This window comes from Terribium retamae (genome assembly GCF_022347545.1).
Taxonomy (GTDB): domain Bacteria; phylum Pseudomonadota; class Alphaproteobacteria; order Rhizobiales; family Rhizobiaceae; genus Mesorhizobium; species Mesorhizobium retamae.
On sequence record NZ_JAKREW010000021.1, the window covers coordinates 1 to 23,626 of the forward strand.

The following is a 23,626-nucleotide window of genomic DNA, read 5'->3' on the forward strand; positions in this document are numbered from 1 at the left end:
GACCGACGCCAACGGCAACACAACGACAGGCACCATCCTGGTCGACATCGTCGACGACGTGCCGACGGCGCGTGCCGACACCAACAGTGTGACGGAAGGTGCCGATGTCAGCGGCAATGTTCTGACGGACGGCACGGACGATGTGCTGGGGGCGGACGGTGCGGCACCTGGCGGTGCGGTGACGGGTGTGAAGGCCGGCACGGACGTTACGACGGCTGCGGTCGGCAATCTCGGCCCTGCAGGTCTTGCCGGCCAGTACGGCACGCTGTTCCTGAACGCCAACGGCAGCTACACCTACAGCGCCGATCCCGACAAGGTGACGGCCAATGCGGTCGACCACTTCGTCTACACCATCACCGATGGCGACGGCGACACCTCGACGGTGACGCTGGACATCACCGTCAACAATGTGACGGTGACGGCGAGCGACACCGAGGCTCTGGTCAACGAGAAGGGCCTGGCAAGCGGCTCCTCGCCGCTGGACGGCAGCCAGATCTTCAACGGTGCGATCACGGCCGGAAGCGGCGCCGGTCCATACACCTATGCGCTGACTTCGTCGGCGACCGGTGCGCATGGCAATCTGGTGCTCAACACGGCCACCGGCACCTACACCTACACGCTGACCTCGACCTATGACGGTGCGACGACCGACAACGGCATCACCACCGAGGCAGGCAAGGACAGCTTCACCTATACGGTGACCGACGCCAACGGCAACACAACGACAGGCACCATCCTGGTCGACATCGTCGACGACGTGCCGACGGCGCGTGCCGGCGCAGACATGAACGTACAGGAGACGGACGGCGTGACCAACGGCGTCAATCTCCTCGCCAACGATACCCAGGGTGCCGATGGTGCGACGCTCACCCATGTCAATCTCGGTAGCGGTTTCGTCGCGATAACGACGGGAACGCCAGTCGCAGGCGGTGCTTATTCGTTCTCTGTCGCCGGTATTGGTGTCTACACGTTCAAAGCCGATGGCACCTGGACCTTTGACCCTGCTGTCAACGCAAGCACGTCGAACCAGTCGGGCTCCTTCACCTATCGGATCACCGATGGGGATGGCGACACGTCGGATGCGACCCAGACCATCAACATCGCCAACACCAACAATGTGCCGACGGGTGGCTCGGTTGCTGCTGCGATGGATGATGAGGGCCTGCTGCACGGGCTGGTTGGAGGCACGGGCGACGACACGACAACCGCCTCGGCTTTCGCAACCGGCACGTTGAGCGGCTCGGGCGGAGACGGTGCGCTGTCCTACAGCTTCGCCAACCTCGCCGGTACGTCGGTGGGGATCGGCCAGGAACAGGTCACGTACTCTTGGGACGGCACCTTGAGCAGGCTGCTGGCGACAATCACCACCAGCACGGTCGCAGCACGCGTCGGCCAGGTGCTGTTCACGGTGGATGTCACGCCGTCGACGGGTGCTTACCAGGTCAGTCTGGTCAATCCGGTGCTGCATGCCAATTCCAACAATGCAGAAGCCGGCGATCTTCAGCTGGCCTTGCAATACAAGGTCAGCGACAGCGATGGCGATACGAGCGCCGGCGATACCGGCACCGGCACGCTGACGATCAATTTCGACGATGACTCGCCGGTGAACTTCACTGCGCAGGCCATAACCATGGAGAACGGGGCCAACGCGATTGGCAGCGGCGCGCTCAATTTCTATGACAGCATCGGCGCGGATGGTGGCAGCGCGGTATTCTCCGGCACCAACGGTTCGACATTGATGAGCGGCGCAAGCGCCGTTACATCGGGGGGCAAGACCGTTCATCTCTATGGCTTCGGAACCGATACGCTCACAGCCAAGATCGATCTCGACGGCAATGGAACGGACGAGACTACGGTCTTCACCGTCAAACTGTCGCCGAATGCGAAAAGCGAACCGAGCGATATCTATACGGTCCAGTTCTCCCGGGCGCTGGATGACGGCTCCGGAACGACAATCACCAGCTCGAATCTCAGCGATACAAGCAAGAGAGATTACAAGATGGTGAATGACACCACGGCGAACGATCAGGACATCCTGATCTCTGCGTCGCACTCAAATGGATCGCAAGCTGCCGTCAATGGCAGCAGCGCGGGCTCGAGTGTTGCCTTTGGTGTCGACCAGCCTGTCGTCGGACTGGGTGATATACTTCGGTTTGATTTTGCAAAATCCGTCACCATGACCGGTAGTGGCTCCAATAACGGCTACACCGACGGCGCCCATTACAATACGAACGGATTTTCGTTCACAGTGGATGGTACTGCCGGTTCCGGCGTGCTGGTGATGACCTATGATGCAAATGACAACGCATCGAACAACTACACAGATCTGACCAATGATGCGGGAAGCAAGGATACGATAACGCAAATCTACAAGAACGGTGTGTTGCTGAATTTGAGCAGCCTCACGCAATCTGGTGGTGGCTACATCGTTCCTTCGGTTACCGGCGATGTCATATCGGTATACACTGCGGATGGGTACAACCGGATCGAGGTCAGCCACGCCTCTGGCGCCGATTTCCAAATTTCCAATGTTGGGTACCTGCGCTTCGATGCCGGCAGTCCCCTGAATTTGTCCTTCAATATTCAGGCCACTGACGCAGACGGGGATACGTCGACAGGCTCCATTGCGTTGACGACCACGCCTCCGACCAACACTATCAACGGTACGGCGGGCCATGACAATCTCGTTGCCGGTCTCGGTTCCGACACGCTGAACGGCTTGGCAGGCGATGACACTCTTGTCGGTGGTGCCGGAGCCGATGTCCTTGACGGCGGCACGCATTCGACACTCGGCGACACGGCGAGCTACCAGAATTCGGCAACTGGGGTGACGGTTGACCTCACGCTCGTCGGGACGGCTCAAACCTCCACGGGCGATGCCAGCGGCGACAAGCTGACCGGTATCGAGAACCTGATCGGTTCGAATCTCGCCGATCTGCTGACCGGCGACGGCAATGCCAACGTGCTCTACGGGTTGGACGGCAACGACACCCTGCATGGCGGTGGCGGCGACGATACGCTCTATGGCGGTGCCGGCCTGAACCACCTCTATGGTGAAGGTGGCAAGGATACCTTCGTCATCGACCAGTCGGCGCTTTCGGAAGTCGGCATGGTCGACGTCATCCATGACTACAGCAATGCCGACGGCGATGTCGTCGACCTCTCGGAACTGTTGAATGTCGCGCTGGGCACCAATGTCGGAACCGCGGGCTATGTCGACTACGACAACGCCACCGGCGCGTTGAAGGTCGACACCAATGGCGGCGGCGACAACTACGAGACGGTCGCGACGCTCAACACGGGTCTGACGACCGTCAACATCCTCTACAGCGAGGACAATCACGACAAGTCGGGCACCGCGACCTGATGACAGCGCAAGCGAACATGCTGTCTACACGACTATACGCCAAGCCAAGGAGCACTCGCTCCTTGGCTTGGCGTCATGCTACATTTCAATCGGGTTTGGTTGCATATGCAGGGCGGCAGCGACCGCCCCGCTGTGCTTTTCTTGCGAGGGGGAGATTATGAAGCATTCTTCTTTCGGTCTGGCATTGCTGCTGTCGCTCGGCGTGACGGGTGCCCAGGCCGCCGACATCATCGGCACGCCGGCAGGCGACTATTGCCGCACCGTGGGGACCTCCAACCTGATCCTGGAGGAGAATATGAGCACGCTGAAGACCGAGGTCGTGCGGCTGATGGACGAGGCGGTTGCAGTGGCCAAGAGCGACGAGTGGGTCCACTCCTCGCGTCCGGTCTTTGTCTGGGCTTCGGAGGCCAAGGTCGCTTGCGGCATGGCCTATGGCTACCTCAAGACCAATTACCGCGACGAGGACACGCTCAACAAATGCGAATGTTTCCACGATCGCATGGTTGAATACATGCACTAGAGCAGCGGCGCCGTAGACTTCGGTGCCCACTCAAAATCCTCTTGCTTCTGGCAGCGCCGGCTATTTGCCGGGGAACCCTCTCGATCCAAATCGGGGGATGGGTTTCGTGCATCCGATGGTTACCGCGCGCCGACCTCTATAATCTTCAGCCTGTGCCGTGCGTCCTCGGGGGCGACCGTGGCAGGGAGCGGGGGAGCAGAACCGCAATGCAATCCAAATCGGGCCTATTCGGATCAAGCCGCGGCATGCTGCTGGCTGCGCTGCCGGTGTTGGCGCTGGTGGCGTGTCAATCCAAGACGGCGGGCGATGTTCTCGATCCCGGCGGCGCCTCGTCCGAGACCAAAAGCGCGAGCGAAAACCCCACATCACCGGCAGGCTCCTTGCCCGGGTCGCAGACTTTAGGCAATGGCGAAACCAGGGTCTCGATGCTGCTGCCGCTTTCGGCCGGTGGCGCAATAGGGGAGAAAGGCCGCAGGATGTCCGACGCGGCCAAGCTTGCCATGTCGGATCTCGGCAACCAGTACATCACCCTGTCCATCCAGGATACGCGCGGCGACAGCACTGTCGCCAAGGACCTTGTCGTCAAGGCAATGGCTGCCGGTGCCAAGGTCATCATCGGTCCGGTCGAACTCGACGCCGCGCAGCGTCTCACCTCCATTTCCGGCCCGACACGGCCGCCGGTCCTCGTCCTGGCGGAAAACTTCTCCGGCGCCCCGAGCCTCTATGCGATGGCCCTTAACGAGGCCGACAGCGCAGCAGCCGGTGCCGCGGCCATCGCCCAGAAGGGCAAGCGCAAATTCGTCCTGTTCGTCGCGAAAGGGCCGATCGCCGGGGCCATCGAAAAACGGGTGGTCAATGGCCTGAGCATCACCGGTGCTTCGCTCGCGCTCACCGTGCCCTTCGATCCTGCCACCGGGGCGGAGAAGGCAGCGGCCGACATGCTGGCCACAGTCGCCACACCCGAAGGCGTGGTCATTGCCATCGGCGATGCCAGTCCGCTTCCCATCCTGCGTGCGCTGAAGGCGCAAGGCATCTCGCCCGACAAGGTCGCCATCGTCGGCACTGCGCGCTGGCTTGAACAACCGCTCGCCGATCCGCTGCTGCAAGGCGTCTACGTGGCTGCGCTGGACAAGAACGAGACCGGCCCGATCGCCGACCGTTTCAAGGCGACCTATGGCTATGCGCCGGACGTCAACGCGATCTATGCCTATGACAGCGTTGCGCTGACGGCTGGGATAGCCGGCGCGATGGGGCCGAAAGGCTTCACGCGCCAAGTCATCGAGAACCGGAACGGTTTCCGCGGATCGACCGGCGTGTTCCATTTCCGGGCCGACGGCGCCAGCGAACGTGCGATGTCGCTCTACCGGATCGAAAAAGGCGCAGCAAGAAAGGTCGCGAATTCGGTGTCGGGCTACTGAGCATTTTGTAGCCAAGTGGAATCACTTGGCGTTACAAGAATGCGACAAAAACAAAACTCGGAGCGGAGACGTGGGTTAGTCGGCCGAGCGGTTCTCCTGCCAGCCGCGGTCGATCGCCTGTCCGGCGATCCACAGTGCAGCCAGGGTGCAGATCGCGCCGGAGAGCAGGTAGGCGCCGGCCGAGATCAGGCCGAAATTGGCCGAAAGCAGCAAGGCGGCCAGCGGTGCGAAGCCTGCGCCGAACATCCATGCCAGGTCCGACGTGACGGCCGAGCCCGTATAGCGATAGCGGCGCGAGAAGCGCGACGCCACCACGCCGGACGACTGGCCGAAGGACAGGCCGAGCAGGATGAAGCCCAGCACCATGAAGGCGATCTCGCCTGCCGTGCCGCCGTCGAGAAGCTGCGGCGCGAAGCCGCTGAAGGCGGCGATCGCGATTGCGGTGCTGAACAGCAGCGAGCGCCTGCCGATGCGGTCGGCGATCAGGCCGGAGGTGACGATTGCCAGCAGGCCGAACACTGCGCTTCCCGCCTCGATCAGCAGGAAGCGTCCCGGACCCTCCTTGGTGAACAGGAAGACCCAGGACAGCGGAAACACCGTCACCATGTGGAAGAGCGCGAAGCTCGCCAGCGGCACGAACGCGCCGATGCCGACGACGCGGCCCTCGGCCTTGAGGGTCTCGCGCACCCGCGTCGGCTGGAGTTCGCCGTTTTCGAACAGGCGCGTGAATTCGGGCGTCACGACAAGGCGCAGCCTAGCGAAGAGCGCCACGACATTGATGGCGAAGGCAACGAAGAACGGATAGCGCCAGCCCCAGCCGAAGAAGTCCTCGGCCGACAGGTTGAGAACGAAAAAGGCGAACAGCGTGCTGGCCACGATCAGTCCGATCGGGGCGCCGAGCTGCGGCACCATTGCATAGAGCCCGCGCCGGTTCTCGGGCGCGTTAAGCGACAGGAGCGAGGGCAGCCCGTCCCAGGTGCCGCCCCAGGCGATGCCCTGGCCGATGCGCGCCAGCGCCAGCAGCCAGCCTGAGGCCGCGCCGATGGTGGCATATCCCGGCAGGAAGGCGATGGCGACGGTCGAGGTGCCGAGCAGAAGGAGCGCGACCGTGAGCTTGGCGCTGCGGCCATATTGCCGGTCGACGGCCAGGAACAGGATCGTGCCGAGCGGCCTTGCCAGGAAGGCGAGCGCGAAGATGGCGAAGGAGTAGGCGGTGGCCGTCAGCGGGTCGACGTTCGGGAACACCAGCTTCGGGAATACGATCACCGAGGCGATGGCATAGACGAAGAAGTCGAAGAACTCCGACGTCCGCCCAATGACCACGCCGACGGCGATGTCGCCGGGATTGACGTCATGATGGTCGGATACGATGCGGGCGTCGCGTTCGGCTTTTGTGGCTTCAGTCATCTCTACAGTGCCGGCCGGCACTCCCAACGTTCGAGCGTTTCCGTTTTCTCGGAAACGCGGAGATACTCTAACTCTTTGTTCACGCAATTCCGGACGGAAAACCGCTGCGCACTTTTCCTGAAATTGCTCTAGAGCATGATCTCGAACCGAAGGTCAGCAAGACAAAGGTTGCGGACTTTCGGACAACGATCATACAGTAAAACCCGAGAGAAGGAGCGAAATTCGTTCAGCTCCATCGGCCCCGGAGATAAATGCCGCGGTGCACCTAAAATCTTGATGCATCGCACTCGGCAGGGGGATTGGACAAATTGTCCAATGTCATGGCCGCGTCCGGCTCGGTTACTCCGTGGCATATCTTGCAGTGCACAATGACAGGCGGACGCCTCATGTCCACAGATCAGTCACTTTTTGGGTTCTCTTCACACAGGCTGGGGCGAAGGCTTGCAAGCCTGCTGATCCTGCCTCTGGCCGCCATGCTCAGCGGCTGCGACTTCGTGGTGCTCGCGCCTTCGGGCGACATTGCCGCGCAGCAGCGGGACCTGCTCGTGATTTCGACGCTGCTGATGCTGATCATCATCGTGCCGGTGATGGCGCTGACGGTGTTCTTCGCCTGGCGTTACCGGCAGTCCAACGCCTCGGCCACCTATGCGCCCGACTGGGACCACTCCACCAAGCTGGAGCTCGTCATCTGGGCCGCGCCGCTGCTCATCATCATCTGCCTCGGTGCGCTGACCTGGCTCGGCACCCATCTGCTCGATCCCTATCGGCGCCTCGACCGGATCGCGCCGGGCCAGCCGGTGACGGAAGACCACCGGCCTCTCAGGGTCGAGGTCGTGTCGCTCGACTGGAAGTGGCTGTTCATCTACCCCGAATACGGCATCGCCACGGTCAACGAGGCGGCAGCACCCGTCGGCCGGCCGATCGATTTCCGCATCACCTCGTCCGGCGTGATGAACTCCTTCTACGTTCCCGCGCTCGCCGGCATGATCTACTCCATGGCTGGCATGGAGACGAAGCTGCATGCCGTGATCAATCACGAGGGCAGCTATACGGGCTTCTCGGCCAACTACAGCGGTGCCGGCTTCTCCGGCATGCGCTTCGCATTCCATGGCCAGTCGCAGGCAGGCTTCGACGAGTGGGTGGCGAAGGCCAAGGCCGCCGGCCAGACGCTGGACAAGGCAAACTACTTGCAGCTGGAGCGGCCGAGCGAGAATGAGCCGGTCCGCCGCTACGCCTCGGTCGATCCCAACCTCTACCAGGCGATTCTCAACATGTGCGTCGAGCCCGGCAAGATGTGCATGAACGAGATGATGGCGATCGATGCCAAGGGAGGCCTCGGCCTGGAAGGCGCCTACAACACCCTGCCGCTCGAATACGACAAGTTCGCCCGGCGCGGTTCGATCTTTGGTCCGCGGCCATCCTATGTTGCTTCCATCTGCACGGCCGAGGAGGCGGAAGCAGCCTTCCGCGCCGCGCGCAACGGCGGCGACAACAGCATCGGTCCCAAGGACCATTCCCCGCTTCGTGGTGCCGGCCTGCTTCGGCCCTGGCCGCGTCCCGAACTGCCCGGCGCGATGTCGCAACTGGACGTCCCCGCTCTTTCTTCAAGGCTTTGACGTAATGGCTGTTCCTCAACCGGTGGAAACCACCTTCCTTTTCGGGCGCCTGACCTGGCAGGCATTTCCGCTGCATGAGCCGATCCTCGTCGCGACCTTCGCAGTCGTGGCGCTGGGCGGCGTGGCGCTGCTGGCCACGCTCACCTGGTTCCGTCTCTGGGGTTATCTGTGGCGCGAGTGGTTCACCTCGGTCGACCACAAGAAGATCGGCATCATGTACATGGTGCTAGGGCTCATCATGCTGCTGCGCGGCTTCGCCGACGCCATCATGATGCGGCTGCAGCAGGCGATGGCCTTCAACGGTTCCGAAGGCTATCTCAACGCCCATCACTACGATCAGATCTTCACGGCGCACGGCGTCATCATGATCTTCTTCGTGGCGATGCCGCTGGTCACCGGCCTGATGAACTATGTCGTGCCGCTACAGATCGGCGCGCGCGACGTGTCGTTCCCGTTCCTCAACAATTTCAGCTTCTGGATGACGGTCGGCGGCGCGGTGCTGGTCATGGCATCGCTGTTCGTCGGAGAGTTCGCGCAAACCGGCTGGCTCGCCTACCCGCCGCTCTCCAACATCGGCTACAGCCCCTGGGTCGGCGTCGACTATTACATATGGGGGCTTCAGGTCGCCGGCGTCGGAACGACGCTGTCCGGCATCAACCTGATCTGCACCATCATCAAAATGCGCGCACCCGGCATGTCGCTGATGAAGATGCCCGTCTTCACCTGGACGTCGCTCTGCACCAACGTGCTGATCGTGGCCTCCTTCCCGGTGCTGACGGCCGTGCTCGCGCTGCTTTCGCTCGACCGCTATGTCGGCACCAACTTCTTCACCAACGACTTCGGCGGCAATCCGATGATGTATGTGAACCTCATCTGGATATGGGGTCACCCGGAAGTCTACATCCTCATCCTGCCGCTGTTCGGTGTCTTCTCGGAGGTGACGTCGACCTTCTCCGGCAAGAAACTGTTCGGCTACACCTCGATGGTCTACGCCACGGTGGTCATCACCGTGCTGTCCTACCTGGTGTGGCTGCATCACTTCTTCACCATGGGCTCGGGCGCCAGCGTCAACTCCTTCTTCGGCATCACGACGATGATCATCTCGATCCCGACGGGGGCGAAGATATTCAACTGGCTCTTCACCATGTATCGCGGCCGCATCCGCTTCGAGCTGCCGATGATGTGGACGGTAGCCTTCATGCTGACCTTCACGGTCGGCGGCATGACGGGCGTGCTGCTGGCGGTTCCGCCGGCCGACTTCGTGCTGCACAACAGCCTCTTCCTCGTCGCGCATTTCCACAACGTCATCATCGGTGGCGTGCTGTTCGGCCTTTTCGCCGGCATCGCCTACTGGTGGCCGAAGGCGTTCGGTTTCAAGCTCGATCCCTTCTGGGGCAAGGTCTCGTTCTGGTGCTGGGTGGTCGGCTTCTGGCTTGCCTTCATGCCGCTCTACATCCTCGGCCTGATGGGCGTCACTCGCCGCATGCGCGTCTTCGACGACCCGTCGCTGCAGATCTGGTTCATCATCGCCGGCCTGGGTGCTGCCCTGATCGCCGTCGGCATTGCCGCGATGCTTCTGCAGTTCTTCGTCTCGATCATGCGGCGCGAGAAGCTGGTCGATGAAACCGGCGATCCCTGGGACGGCCGCACGCTCGAATGGTCGACCTCGTCGCCGCCGCCGGCCTACAATTTCGCCTTCACGCCGGTCATCCACGACAATGACGCCTGGTGGGACATGAAGAAGCGCGGCTACAGCCGGCCGCTCTCCGGCTATCGTCCGATCCACATGCCCAGCAACACCGGTACTGGTGTCATCCTGGCAGGCCTCAGCACCGTCATCGGCTTTGCCCTGGTCTGGTACATCTGGTGGCTGGCGGCGGTGGGCTTCTTTGCCCTGCTGGTCACGGCCATCGGCCACACCTTCAACTACCACCGCGACTTCCACATTCCTGCCGAGGAAGTGACACGAACAGAGGAGGCGAGGACCGAGCTCCTCGCGGCACGGTCGTGAGCGCCGTCGCGGCGACGGCCGCCGAAAAAGCCGTTCCCACCTTTTATGTGAAGGACGAGCACGACCACGCCGAGGGCAGCAGCACCATGCTCGGCTTCTGGATCTACCTGATGAGCGACTGCCTCATCTTTGCGATCCTGTTTGCCGTCTATGGCGTGCTCGGCACCAACTATGCCGCCGGCCCGGCACCGAAGGACCTGTTCGACCTGTCGCTGGTGGCGGTCAACACCACGATGCTTCTTTTGTCGTCCATCACCTATGGCTTCGCCATGCTGACGATGGAGAAGAACCGCGTTGCCGCAACACAGGCCTGGCTGGCGGTGACGGGTCTGTTCGGCCTCGCCTTCCTCAGTATCGAGCTCTACGAATTCGTCCACATGATCCATGAGGGGGCGACCCCGCAGCGCAGCGGCTTCCTGTCGGCCTTCTTCACCTTGGTCGGCACGCACGGGCTGCATGTCACCTTTGGCATCGTCTGGCTGGTGACGCTGATGATGCAGGTCGGCCAGCGCGGCCTGATCGCTGCCAACCGCCGCCGCCTGATGTGCCTGTCGATGTTCTGGCACTTCCTCGACGTGGTCTGGATCGGCGTCTTCACCTTCGTCTATCTGATGGGAATGCTGCGATGAGCGCAAACCACGATACCGCCGACACCCATGACAAAGACGATGCACATGCCGACGGCCATGGCCACGCCTCGCTGAGGGGCTATCTGACCGGCTTCATCCTGTCCGTCATCCTCACCGCGATCCCATTCTGGCTGGTCATGACCGGCGCGATCGAGAACAAGCAGGCCGCCGCCATCGTCGTCATGATCTTCGCGGTCGTGCAGATCGTGGTGCACATGGTCTATTTCCTGCACATGAACTCGTCGTCGGAGGGCGGCTGGTCGCTGCTGGCGATGATGTTCACGATCATCCTGGTGGTGATCGTGCTGACCGGTTCGCTCTGGGTGATGTATCATCTCGACACGAACATGATGCCCGGGCGCCATGATATGAGCGAGATGCCGTGAGCGCCGGCGAGGGCGCAGGAGGAACCAACGCAGAAAATACCGGATCGGATGGGCGCGAGACCGTCCGCCGTCACCGTTCGCCGGTCACCCGTTTCACGCTCCTCGCGCTTTCGCTGCTCTGCATCGCCATCCTGGTCGGGCTCGGCATCTGGCAGGTCGAGCGGCGGGAATGGAAGCTGGACCTCATCGCCCGCGTCGAGCAGCGCATCCATGCGCCGGAGCTGGCGGTGCCTGGACCTTCCGAATGGTCGCGTGTGAGCCCGCAAACGCATGAGTATCTGCGGGTGCGCCTGAGCGGCTCCTATCTCAACGACCGCGAAACGTTCGCGCAGGCAGTGACGGCTCTTGGCGGCGGTTTCTGGGTGATGACGCCGTTCAGGACCGACGAAGGTTTCATCGTCCTGGTGAACCGTGGTTTCGTACCGTTCGATCGCAAGGCCCCGGCCACTCGCCAGGCCGACCTCGTCGAAGGCACCACGACTGTCACCGGACTGCTGCGCATCAGCGAGCCGGGCGGCGGTTTCCTGCGCGAAAACGACCCGGCCAATGATCGCTGGTACTCACGCGACGTGGCGGCAATTGCCGCCGCCCGCGGCCTGAGCGATGTCGCCCCCTTCTTCGTCGATGCGGATGCGATCACCGGTGACAGCTGGCCGCGTGGCGGCCTGACGGTCGTTAGCTTCCGCAACAGCCATCTCGTCTACGCGCTGACATGGTTCGGCCTTGCCGCCATGCTGTCGGCGGCACTGGGATTTGTCCTGCTTCGCGGCCGGCAAAGCGTTGCGGATCGGAAGCGCTGATGACCTTGACGCCGCTGCCGCGCTGGAAGACACACATCTCGACCGGATCCGGTCGAGGGAGCGATATCATTTTCAATCCGGACGCCACCAACAGGAAGAACCTCCTTCTGTTGATTCAGCTGCGCTGGCTCGCCGTCGCGGGCCAGGTGATCACCATCGCGGCAATAGAATGGGGCTTTGGCATCAGGCTGCCGCTGGCACAGATGGCCGCGGTCGTGCTCTCGCTTGTCGGGCTCAATCTCGCCAGCCTCCTGTTCCTGCGCATGCGTCGACCGGTGTCGAACGGGGTCCTGTTCGCGTCGCTGCTGCTCGACATGGCCGCGCTGACGGCGCAGCTCTACCTCAGCGGCGGCGCGTCGAACCCCTTCGTTTCGCTTTACCTGCTGCAGATCACGCTCGGCGCGGTGCTGCTGGCGCCCTGGTCGACATGGGCGCTCGTCGGTGCCGCTTCCCTGTGCTTCGTGCTTTTGACGATGGCGTTCCTGCCGATCGAGATGTCGCATCACGGCGGCAATCTCTTCGACCTGCATATACGCGGCATGTTCGTCTGCTTTGTCCTGGCGGCCGGGCTGATCGTGCTGTTCATGACACGCATCAACCGCAATCTGCGTGAACGCGATGCCTATCTGGCGGATCTGCGCCAGCAATCGGCCGAAGAGGACCATATCGTTCGTATGGGCTTGCTGGCCTCCGGCGCGGCACATGAGCTCGGCACGCCGCTCGCCACCATCTCGGTGCTGCTTGGCGACTGGCGCCGCTCGGACGCCGTCACGCGCAATCCGGAACTGCTCGAGGATGTCAGCGAGATGCAGGCGCAGCTCGACCGCTGCAAGCGCATCGTCTCCGGCATATTGATGTCGTCCGGCCAGGCGCGCGGCGAAGGCAGCGTCCATACGACGGTGCGGACCTTCCTCGACGGGCTCGTCGCCGAGTGGCGCGATCACAGTTCGCCGGCGCTGCTCGACTACACCAACGAATTCGATCCGGATGAGGCGATCGTCTCGGACGCGGCGCTGAAGCAGGTCATCTTCAACGTGCTGGACAACGCGCTCGAGGCATCTCCGGATTGGGTCGGCATCACCGTCAAGCGACAGGCGCAGGACCTGGTGCTGATGGTTCGCGATCGCGGCAAGGGTTTCGACAAGGAGATACTCGCAGCGCTCGGGAAGCCCTATATGTCGAGCAAGGGTCGCGAGGGCGGCGGGCTCGGCCTGTTCCTGGTCGTCAACGTGATCAGGAAGCTCGGCGGAACCGTCACTGCGCGCAACACCGGCCGTGGCGCCTGCGTGACGCTGACACTGCCCCTCGATACCCTCAGAGCATGATCCCGAGAGCGGTTCCACGTTTCCGTGAAAATGGAAACACTCTAGGCAGGAGACGAAAATGGCATCTGACCGTTCGCTCGTGATCGTCGAAGACGACGCCGCCTTTGCGCGCACGCTGGCGCGCTCCTTCGAGAAACGCGGCTACGTCGTCCATGTCTGCGACAGCGTGCAGGCTCTCACCGAATTTCTCGAACACGAGAAGCCCGAATTCGCCGTGGTCGACCTGAAGCTCGGCACGGGTTCGGGCCTCGAATGCGTCAAGGCGCTCCATGCCCGCGACGCGGCGATCCGCATCGTCGTGCTCACCGGCTTCGCCAGCATCGCGACGGCAGTCGAGGCGATCAAGCTCGGCGCCAGCCACTATCTCGCCAAGCCCGCCAACACCGACGACATCGAGGCCGCCTTCGGCAGGACGGAAGGCGATGTTGACGTGCCGCTGTCGCAGCGCCCCACTTCGATCAAGAACCTGGAATGGGAACGCATCCACGAGACACTGGTCGACACCGATTTCAACATCTCCGAAACCGCCCGCCGCCTCGGCATGCATCGTCGCACTTTGGCAAGGAAGCTGGAGAAGCGGCCGGTGAAATGACGATCGGCATCTGCATCGCACTTTGACAAAGTCCGGGGTTTGACGACAGTAGGCTCTCGACGCCTTCACCCAAGCGGACGGTCTTCATCCATGGCAGCGCAGTTTTCCTGGCTCAACGAGCCGAAGTCCTGGTCCGGCCCCGAGTCAGGCAACCCCGATGCACTGAAACTCAGGACCGAGCCCGACACGGATTTCTGGCGCGAGACCTTCTACGGTTTCATCCGCGACAGCGGCCATGCCTATACCTGCCCGGTGACAGGCGACTTTACCGCGGAGGCAACCGTGCTCGGCGCTTATGCCGATCTCTATGACCAAGCCGGGCTTTTCCTGCGCGTGGACGAGCAGCATTGGATCAAGGCCGGCATCGAATACACCGACGGCATGATGCATTTTTCCGTCGTCGTCACGCGCGGCGTTTCGGACTGGTCCGTCATTCCGTTGCCTTCCGCGCGGCCGACCGACCCGGTCCGTGTCAGGCTGACCCGTCATGATGACGCCGTGCGCGTGCAATATGCAGTCGGCGACATGGCCTGGCAGATGGCGCGGCTTTGTCCGTTCCCGGCGACCGAGGCACGCATCGGCGTCATGGCCTGCTCGCCGCAAGGGCCGGGCTTTGACGTGTCCTTCTCCGGCTTTGCCGTCGGCGAAGCGATCCCGCGTGAGCTCCACGCAGCGGACTAGCGGGTTCAGTTGTCGTTAATCGTTGGAGACTTTATGCGCATCGTTGATATTCGAGAGGCTGAGACACATCTCTCGCGCCTCATCGATAAAGCAGCAAAGGGTGAGCCGTTTATCATCGCCAGATCCGGCAAGCCGATAGTAAAAAGTCGTCGCAATGAAGGCTCCGGCAGCCGGCGAACCCGTCGTGTCGGGTTCATGGCCGGACAGTTCTCTGTGCCGGACGATTTCGATCGCATGGGCGGCGATCGGATCGAGACGTTGTTTGGCGGCGGCGCATGAACACGGTTGCCCTTCCGGAAGAGTGAAGGGAATGCCCCGCACAAGCCACAAGCGATTGTCCTACCCTTTGAGGAGGGTAGGGATACCTTCACGCTGATCAGGTAGAAGAGGCAGCAACCACTGTCGGCACGCTGGTCAGCGCCTGCACTGGCCGACAAGAATTGCGCACCATCAGCCGTCCCTTCAGCACGAGCCTGCGCGAAGGCGCTTCGCGATTGCCGTTGAGGCGGTCGAGCAACAGGCTCGCTGTCTGCTCGCCGATTGCCTGCACCGGTTGGGCGATCGTGGTCAGCTGCGGGTTGAAGACATCGGCCCAGGGGAAATCGTCGAAGCAGATGACGGAGACATCCTCCGGGCAGGACAGGCCGAGGTCGCGGATCGCCTTCATGGCACCGACCACCATCGGGTTGTTGGCGGAGAAGATCGCGGTCGGACGGTCGTGCAGGGAGAGCAGTTGCATGGCGGCGGTGTAGCCGTCGGCCTCGTGCAGGTCGCCGGAACGCACCAGGCTCTGGTCGAAGGCCACCCCGGCATTGAGCAGCGCTTCATGATAGCCTGTCATGCGGTCGCGCATCGGCGTGATGTTGAAGGCGCCGGTGATGTAGCCGATGCGGCGGTGGCCGAGTTCGAGCAGGTAGGTGATCGCCTCGAACACGGCCTGGTGGTTGTCGAGCACGACCCGGTCGCTGTCGACCCCGTCGACTTCGCGGTCGACCAGGACGACCGGCACATTGGCGCGTTCGACCGTTTCTTTAAGATAGGCGCCGTCGCCGACGCGGGCGATGATCAGACCGTCGACCATGCGGTCGAGCAGCAGCCGGATCTGTTCGTCCTGGTTGTTCAGGTCCTCATCGGTGCAGCACAGCATCACCGCATAGCCGGCGCGGTCGAAGGCCTGCTGGATGACGGAGACGACGTCGGTGAAGAACGGGTTGGTGATGTGCGGCACCGTCAGGCCGATGGTACGCGTGGTGCCGAGCTTGAGGCTGCGCGCGATGGCGTTGCGCTTGTAGCCGATCTCGCGGATTGCCTGTTCGATGCGGCCGGAAAGCTCCTGGCTGACCGTGGTCGTGCCGTTGATATAGGCCGACACCGTTGCCACCGAAACGCGTGCAGCTTCCGCCACGTGCAGCATGGTGGGCGCGCCGCTTTTTCGGGATTTTCTGAGGCCTGGCTCGGTCATTTTCGAAACGTTTTGAAGCGCATCAATTGCCAATACCTATGGAATTCTCCTGTTTTTAGCAAGAATCAAAAAAACATCGCCTTGAGCCTCTAACTCCATCCTTGACTAGTTCGAAACGTTTAGATTAGCTTTTTGCCGTGACTGGCAGCGCGGTAGGGAGGCCGTTCCTGTCATGGCCGACCGTGAATTTCCACAGGATCATGGCGCCCCTTCGCCGGGGCAGCCCGTGCTCGCCGCCAACAACGTCTCGAAGGCCTTCGGCGGCGTCGTGGCGCTGAGCGACGTCAGTTTCGATCTCAGGCGCGGCGAGATCCACGCGCTGATGGGCGAAAACGGCGCCGGCAAGTCGACGCTGATGAAGATCGTTTCCGGGGTCTATACGGACTACGACGGAACGATCTCGGTTGCCGGCCAGCCGGTGCGGTTTTCCGGCGTGCGCGACGCCGAGGACGCCGGCATCGCCATCATCCATCAGGAACTGAATCTCGTCCCCGAACTCACCGTGGCCGAGAACATTTTCCTCGGTCGGGAAAAGCTGATCGCAGGCCTGATCGTCGACCGCAAGGCGAGCCTCGCCGCGTCGCGCACCCTGCTCGCATCGCTGGGCATCGACCTCGATCCCGAGGCGCGGGTCGGCGGCCTGCGCGTCGGCGAACAGCAACTGGTCGAGATCGCAAAGGCGCTGTCGAAGAATGCCCGCATCCTGATCATGGACGAGCCGACCTCGGCGCTGTCGCCGGCCGAATGCCAGCGGCTTTTCCGCATCATGCGCCAGCTGGCCGCACAGGGCGTCGCCATCGTCTACATCTCGCACCGCATCGACGAGGTCATGCACCTTGCCGATCGCACCACCGTGTTCCGCGACGGCCGCCATGTGCTGACGCGCGCCATGAGCGAGCTGAACGAGGACAAGCTCATCGCCGCCATGGTCGGGCGCACTTTGCTCGATGCGTCCACGGCGATGCGCGCTGCCCATTACGACATGCCGATCCTGACGGTGCGCGACCTTTCCTTCGATCGCGCGGATCGCAACGGTTGGCGGCGGGTGATTTCCGGCGTCAGCTTCGATCTCGGGCGCGGCGAGATCCTGGGGATAGGCGGTCTGCTCGGAGCCGGCCGCACCGAAATCCTGCAGGCGATCTTCGGCAGCGCCCAGGGCAGGGTCGACGGCGATATCCGGCTTGACGGCAAGCCGGTGGCGATCCGCTCGCCGCGCGATGCGCGCCATCTCGGCATCGCCCTGGTCACCGAGGACCGTAAGGCGGAAGGCCTCTATCTCAAGGCCTCGATCGTCGACAATGTCGCGCTGCCATTGGTCGGCGCGCTGTCGCGTTTCGGCCTGCGCTCCGTATCCGGCGAAAAGGCGCTGGCCGACGAGGCGGTCAAGGCGCTCGGTATCCGCTGCAGCGGCATCGACCAGATCGCCAACACTTTGTCCGGCGGCAATCAGCAGAAGGTTGTGATCGGCAAGTGGCTGGCCACCAAGCCCCGCATCCTGCTGCTCGACGAGCCGACCCGCGGCATCGATATCGGCGCCAAACGGGAGATCTACGACCTCGTCTTCAAGCTCGCCGACCAGGGGCTGGCCATCATCGTGGTGAGTTCGGAGATGCCGGAACTGCTGCACCTGTCGGATCGCATCCTGGTGATGGCCGAAGGCCGCCAGACCGGCATTCTCCCCCGCAACCAAGCCAGCGAGGAACGCATCATGCAACTGGCAGCACCGCGGCATGCCAACGGACGGACGGCGGCATGAGCGCGCTGAGGGTCCTGTCGCGCACCAAGCTTTACTGGGGGCTGATCGCCATCTTCCTGATCGGCGTTTTCTCCTCGCCGGTCACCTCCAAGGGCAGCAACATCTTCCTGTCCTACGGCAACCTGCTCGACGTGCTGCGGCAGGTCTCCACCACCGGCCTGATCGCCACAGGCATGACGGCGGTGATCATCACGGGTGGCATCGATCTTTCGGTCGGTTCGCTGATGGCGATATGCACGGTGGTGACGGCGATGCTCCTGACCATGCCCGGTGCCACGCCGGCAGCTGTCATGGGCCTTCCAGCGGTCGCCTTCGTCGCCCTGTTCATTGGCGTGGTGGCCACCCGCTTCCTGTTCGCCAATCTCGCCAAGTCCGCCGAGGGCGCGCCGCATCGCGCCGCCCAGCTCGATACGGTGCGTGGTGTAGCGCTGCCTGCCGTGGCAGGCGTTATCTTATGTGCTTTGGCGCTGTGGTTCCTGCTGCCGCAGGTCGGTTCCAAGTTCGGCGTGCTCGGCGTGCTGATCGTCGCACCTTGCGTCGGCTTGCTGTTCGGCGCCTTGAACGGCGTCATCATCGTCGCGGGCCGGCTGCAGCCCTTCATCGTCACGCTGGCCATGATGGTGACGGCGCTCGGCATCGCCCGCCTCACCGCTGGGCAGAACAATGCCGTGCTGCCGGTCTATACCGGCTCCAACGCGACTGAAGACTTCGAAGTCCTGCGTTCGCTCGCCTTCGGCATCATCCCGATGCCAGGACTGTTCTTCCTCGGCGCTATCATCCTCTATGGCGCCGTGCTGCGCTTCACGCCATTCGGCCGCTATGTCTATGCCATCGGCGGCAATGAGGAAGCCGCCAAGCTGTCCGGCATTGCCGCCGGCCGGGTCAAGATCGCGACCTATGCCATGTCGGGCCTGCTCGCCGGCATTGCCGCCGTGCTTTATGTGGCGCAATACCGCCAGGGCAAACCGGATGCCGGCGCCGGGCTGGAGCTCGACGCCATCGCAGCCGTCGTCATCGGCGGCACCAGCTTGATGGGCGGCCGCGGCAGTCTCGCCGGCACCTTCTGTGGTGTGCTGATCTTCGGGCTGCTCTCCAACATCCTGCAGCTGCACAACATCAATTCGAACCTACAGCTCGTGCTGAAGGGCCTGATCATCATCGGCACCGTGCTCGTACAGGAGCGCAACGCCGCCGACCTCTTTTCCCATTTACGCCTGCCGCGGAAGCGGTCGGCGTTGGTGCCAACGTCCGCGGAGGAGCGGACGACAAGAGAGACGCAGTCTCGATCAATCGGAGGAAACGCAAATGAAACGCCGTGAATTCCTGGGGCTGACGGCCCTGACGACTATGCTCACTGCCACCACCGTGCTGATGCCGGGCAGTGCCGTCGCCGAAGACAAGAAATGGACCATCGGCTTCAGCCAGGTCACCACCATCGAGCCGTGGCGCGCGCAGTTCAACAAAGACATCCTGGCCGAAGCCGCCAAGCACCCGAACGTCAATCTCATCATCACCGACGGCGAGGACAAGACCGAGAAGCAGGTCGCCGATGTCGAGAACCTGATCCAGCAGGAGGTCGATGCACTGCTGATCTCGCCGAAGGAATCGGCCGGTCTCACCGGCGTCGTGCAGAAGGCGATCGAGGCCAAGATCCCGGTCTTCGTGCTCGACCGCAATGTCGAGACCAAGGATTTCACGCAGTTTGTGGGCGGCGACAACAAGCTGATCGGCCGTGCGGCGGGTGAATATGCCGTCGAGCTTCTCGGCGGCAAGGGCAAGGCTGCCGGCAATGTCGTCGAGATCTGGGGTGGCATGGGCACGCAGGCCGCCCATGATCGCCATGATGGCTTCCATGAATTCACCGACAAGGAGCCGGGCATCAAGTACCTGCTCGACAAGCAGTCGGGCGACTGGAAGCAGGATCAGGCCTACAACATCATGGCAACCGCCCTGCGCAACAACGAGAAGATCGACCTGGTCTACGGCCACAACGACCCGATGGCCTATGGCGCCTATCTCGCCGCCAAGGATGTCGGGCGCGAGAAGGACATCAAGTTCATCGGCATCGACGGCCTGCCCAATGAGGGCGTGCAACTCGTCAACAAGGGCGAACTGTCGGCGACTTTCCTCTACGCCACGCCGGGCGCCGAAGGTCTGCGCCAGGCGTTGAAATTCCTCGGTGGCGAGAAGGTCGAGAAGACCGTCATCCTGCCGACCCTGACGATCACCAAGGAAAACGCGCCGCAGATCCTGAAGGATAACGGCCTGTAGGAGGCGATATCCGACGACAGCGGCCGGCGATCATTCGCCGGCCGCCGTCGCGTTTCACCGGTTCGGCAACGGTGAAGTCGCCATCGCGGCTGGAACGTGCCGCCCAGGTCGTCATTCCAGTCGCTCGAGGTAGATTGACAGAAGCTGGATCTGCGAGGAAATGCCGAGTTTGCGGTAGACGTTGCGCCGGTGGACCTTCACCGTTCCCGTCGAGATGCCGAGGCGCAGTCCGATCGACTCGGATGAATGGCCCTGCAGCACCAGTTCGACGATGGCCGCTTCGCGCGAGGTCAGGTTGAGATCACGCCACACCGTATCGACCGGAGGGCGCGACGCTTCTGCTTTGCGTCCGCGGCGCTTGCCGGTCTTCGCTGCGTCAAAACGTGGCGCGATCTGCGACCAGAACTGGCGCACCATGGCCGAGACCAGCGGTTCCGCTTTGCGGATCAGCGCGAACTCGGACGGCGGAAAAGGTCCGGTCTTCTCGCTGCGCATCAGAGAAAGCACGACCGTTATCTCGTCATCGAGCGGGATGAAGAAGCCGACCTCTTCCGCGAGCCCGGTCTGGATGTAATAGGTGCGGTGGTATTCGCTGGAGAAGAAGCGGTCGGGCGCCAGTTCCCGCATCCGAAATACGCCGGTTCTCCGCTGGATGGCCGTGTGAAAGAACGGGTCGAGCAGGTAGGGACCGGCCTGGTACAGTGTCACGAAGACGATGCGTTCTTGCGCGTTGAAAGTATCGTAGAGATCGATCGGTCTCTCCTTGCCGCGATAGGCGAAGATGACCAGGTGATCGATCCGAACCAGCGCTCGCAGTATCCGGTGGAGGGTCTCACCGACTTCGGCGTCGTCCATCGACTGCCGGCCGACGGTGGGCGGAAAGGCTGCGAGCAATCCCTCAACGTCTATACTCACCCACCGGCTCCCTTCCTCGCAGGACCGTTCCCTTCGAGGGCATATACCTCCCATGGCAACAAATCGGAAAAAATACCACTCTCGGGGTATATATCTCGCCATGCATTCCTGAATAGGCTGACCTCCAAAAGGGTGGCAGGGCAGCGCAGATTGCCGGCCGCCGATAATGGGGAAGTTAAGTGGGAAGTGCTGCGAGGGACGACATCGAGTTCCGTTCGGTCACAAAGGCGTATGGCGCCGTAACGGCCGTCAGGAACATCAGCCTGAATGTCCCGAAGGGCGCCTTTCTGGCGCTGCTTGGACCGTCCGGTTGCGGCAAGACCACATGCCTGCGGATGATCGGCGGGTTCGAGCAGCCGACCTCGGGCGAGGTTCTGATCGCGGGTAGCGGCATGAACGGCGTTCCGCCATATCGCCGCCCGGTCAACATGGTCTTTCAGCACTATGCGCTCTTCCCGCACTTCAATGTCGAGCAGAACGTCGCCTATGGGCTTCGCCAGATGCGCCCCAGAATTCCGGCGCAGGAGATAAAGCGCCGCGTCGGTGAAGCGCTGGAAATGGTTCGGCTGGGTGGTTTTGCCAATCGCCGCATCCATGAAATGTCGGGCGGCCAGCAACAGCGCGTGGCGCTGGCTCGTGCCCTGGTGAACCGCCCGTCGGTTCTGCTCCTCGACGAGCCTTTGGCAGCGCTCGACAAGAAGCTGCGCTCGGCCATGCAGATCGAATTGCAAACGCTCCAGCGCGAGCTTGGCATCACCTTCGTCCTCGTTACCCACGACCAGGAAGAAGCCTTGTCGATGGCCGATCTCGTCTGTGTGATGAGCGGGGGCGCCATAAAGCAATTGGGGGCGCCGCAGGATGTTTATGATCGTCCCGCCGACCTGTTCGTGGCCGACTTTGTCGGCAAGACCAACCACATCCAAGCGACGCTCGAAGCCGACGGCCGCACGCTTCGCCTGCCCGACGGCTCCGCGCTGGACGTGGGCGCCGAGCGCAACATAGGCGCCGGCGAAACGACGCTGGCAATAAGACCCGAGGCAATAAGGCTGACGCCCGGCGGCGAACCGCGCGGCGAAGGTTTCGCCGGCACGGTGACGCATAGGATCTTCCTCGGATCCTCCGTCGAATATTCGGTGTCTGTCCCGGCGCTCGGCGATTTTCTCGTAACTGCAGACCGCAGCACTGACGAGGGTCAGCTTGTCGAACCGGGGCAGTCAGTTCGTCTCGGCTTCGATCCCGCCGCGGCCCATCTCTTTCCGGCTTCGCATGCAGCCCAACCAGAAGGGAACACACATGGCCAACAGACATAAGGAAAATCTGCCGATCACAGCTCAAGGCTTCATGGATGAATTCATGCGGCTCAAGCGCGGTTCGGTGACCAGACGCCATTTCCTCACCGCGACCGGTCTTGGGCTCGCGACCGCAGTCATGTCGCGCGTGCCGGGCGCGATTTCGACGCCGGCCTATGCCGAAGATCTAGGATCTCAGATGTCGATTGCCACCTGGCCGAACTACCACGACCCGGCGACATTCGAGAACTTCAAGGCGGCAACCGGTGTCGCCGTGGAGGTCAATGTCTTCGGCTCGAACGAGGAAATGCTGGCAAAGCTCCAGGCCGGTGCAACCGGTTGGTCGCTGTTCGTGCCCACCAACTACACCATCGCCACCTACCACAAGCTCGGTCTCATCGATGAACTCGATCTGGCCAAGCTGCCGAACTTCAGCGCCGCGTCGGAAAATCCGCGTTTCACCAAGGAAGGGCAGATCGACGGCAAGACCTATGCGCTGCCGAAGAACTGGGGCACGACCGGCTTTGCCGTCAACACGTCAAAGATCAAGGCGCCGCTCACCAGCTGGAAGGATTTCTTCGAAATCGCGCAGGGCGAGGCCGACGGACGCGCCATGGTGCACGACTACCAGCTCACCACCATCGGCAGCGCGCTGGTTTCGCTCGGCCTCGACTTCAACTCGATCAAGCCCGAGGACCTTGCAAAGGCGGAAGAGCTGCTGATCAAGGTCAAGCCGCATCTGTTTGCCATCAACAGCGACTATCAGCCGGCAATGCGGGCAACCGACGCCTGGATGACGATGTGCTGGACCAATGACGGTGCCCAGCTCAATCGCGACATTCCCGAGATCCATTATATCCTCGGCAAGGACGGCGGCGAGATCTGGACCGACTACTACGCAATCCCCAAGGACGCACCCAACAAGGCGGCCGGCTACGCATTGCTCAACTATCTCATGGACCCGAAAGTCGCGGTCAAGGAGCATACCGCGAACGGCGCTCCCACCACCGACAGCCGCGTGCTGGAACTGCTGCCGAAGGAGATCGTGTCCAACAAGATCGTCTATCCAGACGAGGCCGCATTGACGCCGCTGGAGTTTGGCGCGGCCGTCACGCTCACCGATCCGGGCCGGGCTGAACTGATGGCGCGTTTCAAGTCGGCTTGAGCGGCTGCGCTCTCCC

General features: G+C 62.5%; 20 protein-coding genes. 17 read left to right on the plus strand and 3 right to left on the minus strand.

Annotated elements, in window-relative coordinates:
* The 3 genes from L4923_RS19065 to L4923_RS19075 form a co-directional block, all read left to right on the plus strand.
* Positions 1 to 3,367, plus strand: a 3,367-nt coding sequence (locus L4923_RS19065) for a beta strand repeat-containing protein (protein WP_239367993.1), incomplete at its 5' end; no start/stop codon positions are given.
* Positions 3,368 to 3,524: 157 nt separating this feature from the next.
* Entirely contained in the window at positions 3,525 to 3,887 is a 363-nt protein-coding gene (locus L4923_RS19070; protein WP_239367995.1) for an SIMPL domain-containing protein, read from the plus strand.
* Between the two features lie 206 nt (positions 3,888 to 4,093).
* Positions 4,094 to 5,305, plus strand: coding sequence for an ABC transporter substrate-binding protein (locus L4923_RS19075; protein WP_239367997.1), 1,212 nt, complete (start codon positions 4,094 to 4,096; stop codon positions 5,303 to 5,305).
* Between the two features lie 75 nt (positions 5,306 to 5,380).
* On the opposite strand, the gene L4923_RS19080 is transcribed toward L4923_RS19075, so the two are convergent.
* Positions 5,381 to 6,712: an MFS transporter gene (locus tag L4923_RS19080; protein WP_239367999.1), complete on the minus strand. Its 1,332-nt coding sequence runs from the start codon at positions 6,710 to 6,712 to the stop codon at positions 5,381 to 5,383.
* 473 nt (positions 6,713 to 7,185) lie between these two features.
* Here L4923_RS19080 and cyoA point away from each other — a divergent pair, with 473 nt between their 5' ends.
* The 9 genes from cyoA to L4923_RS19125 all read left to right on the plus strand — a co-directional run bounded on the left by cyoA (position 7,186) and on the right by L4923_RS19125 (position 15,031).
* Positions 7,186 to 8,328, plus strand: coding sequence for a ubiquinol oxidase subunit II (gene cyoA, locus L4923_RS19085; protein WP_239368173.1), 1,143 nt, complete (start codon positions 7,186 to 7,188; stop codon positions 8,326 to 8,328).
* Positions 8,329 to 8,332: 4 nt separating this feature from the next.
* A complete protein-coding gene (cyoB, locus tag L4923_RS19090; RefSeq protein ID WP_239368000.1) occupies positions 8,333 to 10,339 on the plus strand; it encodes a cytochrome o ubiquinol oxidase subunit I in 2,007 nt (668 codons plus the stop codon).
* The gene (gene cyoC, locus L4923_RS19095; RefSeq protein ID WP_239368001.1) at positions 10,336 to 10,968 is read left to right on the plus strand and encodes a cytochrome o ubiquinol oxidase subunit III; all 633 of its coding nucleotides are present in this window, start codon (positions 10,336 to 10,338) and stop codon (positions 10,966 to 10,968) included. The genes cyoB and cyoC overlap by 4 nt, the downstream gene beginning before the upstream one ends.
* A complete protein-coding gene (gene cyoD / locus L4923_RS19100; RefSeq protein ID WP_239368003.1) occupies positions 10,965 to 11,354 on the plus strand; it encodes a cytochrome o ubiquinol oxidase subunit IV in 390 nt (129 codons plus the stop codon). The genes cyoC and cyoD overlap by 4 nt, the downstream gene beginning before the upstream one ends.
* Positions 11,351 to 12,154 (plus strand): SURF1 family protein, encoded by an 804-nt coding sequence (locus tag L4923_RS19105; RefSeq protein ID WP_425530974.1) that lies wholly within the window; start codon positions 11,351 to 11,353, stop codon positions 12,152 to 12,154. Before cyoD ends, L4923_RS19105 begins: the two co-directional genes overlap by 4 nt.
* Entirely contained in the window at positions 12,154 to 13,479 is a 1,326-nt protein-coding gene (locus tag L4923_RS19110; RefSeq protein WP_239368005.1) for an ATP-binding protein, read from the plus strand. Before L4923_RS19105 ends, L4923_RS19110 begins: the two co-directional genes overlap by 1 nt.
* A gap of 58 nt (positions 13,480 to 13,537) precedes the next feature.
* Positions 13,538 to 14,071, plus strand: a complete 534-nt coding sequence (locus L4923_RS19115) for a response regulator transcription factor (protein ID WP_239368007.1) — start codon at positions 13,538 to 13,540, stop codon at positions 14,069 to 14,071.
* Between the two features lie 90 nt (positions 14,072 to 14,161).
* Positions 14,162 to 14,752 (plus strand): DUF1349 domain-containing protein, encoded by a 591-nt coding sequence (locus L4923_RS19120; protein WP_239368009.1) that lies wholly within the window; start codon positions 14,162 to 14,164, stop codon positions 14,750 to 14,752.
* 33 nt (positions 14,753 to 14,785) lie between these two features.
* Positions 14,786 to 15,031 carry a type II toxin-antitoxin system Phd/YefM family antitoxin gene (locus tag L4923_RS19125; protein ID WP_239368011.1) on the plus strand — a complete coding sequence of 82 codons (246 nt, stop codon included), beginning with the start codon at positions 14,786 to 14,788 and terminating at the stop codon, positions 15,029 to 15,031.
* Positions 15,032 to 15,128: 97 nt separating this feature from the next.
* On the opposite strand, the gene L4923_RS19130 is transcribed toward L4923_RS19125, so the two are convergent.
* Positions 15,129 to 16,166: a LacI family DNA-binding transcriptional regulator gene (locus tag L4923_RS19130; protein WP_239368013.1), complete on the minus strand. Its 1,038-nt coding sequence runs from the start codon at positions 16,164 to 16,166 to the stop codon at positions 15,129 to 15,131.
* Between the two features lie 220 nt (positions 16,167 to 16,386).
* On the opposite strand from L4923_RS19130, the gene L4923_RS19135 reads away from it, so the two are divergent.
* Genes L4923_RS19135 through L4923_RS19145 form a run of 3 tightly spaced genes read left to right on the plus strand, consistent with a single transcriptional unit; the run spans position 16,387 to position 20,241 of the window.
* The gene (locus L4923_RS19135) at positions 16,387 to 17,970 is read left to right on the plus strand and encodes a sugar ABC transporter ATP-binding protein (RefSeq protein ID WP_239368015.1); all 1,584 of its coding nucleotides are present in this window, start codon (positions 16,387 to 16,389) and stop codon (positions 17,968 to 17,970) included.
* Positions 17,967 to 19,289 (plus strand): ABC transporter permease, encoded by a 1,323-nt coding sequence (locus tag L4923_RS19140; protein ID WP_239368017.1) that lies wholly within the window; start codon positions 17,967 to 17,969, stop codon positions 19,287 to 19,289. The genes L4923_RS19135 and L4923_RS19140 overlap by 4 nt, the downstream gene beginning before the upstream one ends.
* Complete coding sequence (locus L4923_RS19145; RefSeq protein ID WP_239368019.1) at positions 19,276 to 20,241, plus strand: substrate-binding domain-containing protein; 966 nt, start codon at positions 19,276 to 19,278, stop codon at positions 20,239 to 20,241. The genes L4923_RS19140 and L4923_RS19145 overlap by 14 nt, the downstream gene beginning before the upstream one ends.
* Positions 20,242 to 20,352: 111 nt before the next feature.
* On the opposite strand, the gene L4923_RS19150 is transcribed toward L4923_RS19145, so the two are convergent.
* The gene (locus tag L4923_RS19150) at positions 20,353 to 21,156 is read right to left on the minus strand and encodes a helix-turn-helix transcriptional regulator (RefSeq protein WP_239368021.1); all 804 of its coding nucleotides are present in this window, start codon (positions 21,154 to 21,156) and stop codon (positions 20,353 to 20,355) included.
* Positions 21,157 to 21,335: 179 nt separating this feature from the next.
* Between L4923_RS19150 and L4923_RS19155 the strand changes: the two genes are divergently transcribed.
* Both L4923_RS19155 and L4923_RS19160 read left to right on the plus strand, forming a co-directional pair.
* Positions 21,336 to 22,466 (plus strand): ABC transporter ATP-binding protein, encoded by a 1,131-nt coding sequence (locus L4923_RS19155; RefSeq protein WP_239368023.1) that lies wholly within the window; start codon positions 21,336 to 21,338, stop codon positions 22,464 to 22,466.
* Positions 22,450 to 23,610, plus strand: coding sequence for a polyamine ABC transporter substrate-binding protein (locus L4923_RS19160; protein WP_239368025.1), 1,161 nt, complete (start codon positions 22,450 to 22,452; stop codon positions 23,608 to 23,610). Before L4923_RS19155 ends, L4923_RS19160 begins: the two co-directional genes overlap by 17 nt.
* The last annotated feature ends 16 nt before the right edge of the window (positions 23,611 to 23,626 follow it).

Coding starts and splice junctions, on each gene's coding strand:
- cyoD (WP_239368003.1), top strand. CDS start 10,965: ATGAGCGCAAACCACGATACCGCCGACACCCATGACAAAGACGATGCA.
- L4923_RS19145 (WP_239368019.1), top strand. CDS start 19,276: ATGAAACGCCGTGAATTCCTGGGGCTGACGGCCCTGACGACTATGCTC.
- L4923_RS19135 (WP_239368015.1), top strand. CDS start 16,387: ATGGCCGACCGTGAATTTCCACAGGATCATGGCGCCCCTTCGCCGGGG.
- L4923_RS19130 (WP_239368013.1), bottom strand. CDS start 16,166: ATGCTGCACGTGGCGGAAGCTGCACGCGTTTCGGTGGCAACGGTGTCG.
- L4923_RS19140 (WP_239368017.1), top strand. CDS start 17,967: ATGAGCGCGCTGAGGGTCCTGTCGCGCACCAAGCTTTACTGGGGGCTG.
- L4923_RS19120 (WP_239368009.1), top strand. CDS start 14,162: ATGGCAGCGCAGTTTTCCTGGCTCAACGAGCCGAAGTCCTGGTCCGGC.
- L4923_RS19115 (WP_239368007.1), top strand. CDS start 13,538: ATGGCATCTGACCGTTCGCTCGTGATCGTCGAAGACGACGCCGCCTTT.
- L4923_RS19080 (WP_239367999.1), bottom strand. CDS start 6,712: ATGACTGAAGCCACAAAAGCCGAACGCGACGCCCGCATCGTATCCGAC.
- L4923_RS19125 (WP_239368011.1), top strand. CDS start 14,786: ATGCGCATCGTTGATATTCGAGAGGCTGAGACACATCTCTCGCGCCTC.
- cyoB (WP_239368000.1), top strand. CDS start 8,333: ATGGCTGTTCCTCAACCGGTGGAAACCACCTTCCTTTTCGGGCGCCTG.
- L4923_RS19160 (WP_239368025.1), top strand. CDS start 22,450: ATGGCCAACAGACATAAGGAAAATCTGCCGATCACAGCTCAAGGCTTC.
- L4923_RS19070 (WP_239367995.1), top strand. CDS start 3,525: ATGAAGCATTCTTCTTTCGGTCTGGCATTGCTGCTGTCGCTCGGCGTG.
- L4923_RS19075 (WP_239367997.1), top strand. CDS start 4,094: ATGCAATCCAAATCGGGCCTATTCGGATCAAGCCGCGGCATGCTGCTG.
- cyoA (WP_239368173.1), top strand. CDS start 7,186: ATGCTCAGCGGCTGCGACTTCGTGGTGCTCGCGCCTTCGGGCGACATT.
- L4923_RS19110 (WP_239368005.1), top strand. CDS start 12,154: ATGACCTTGACGCCGCTGCCGCGCTGGAAGACACACATCTCGACCGGA.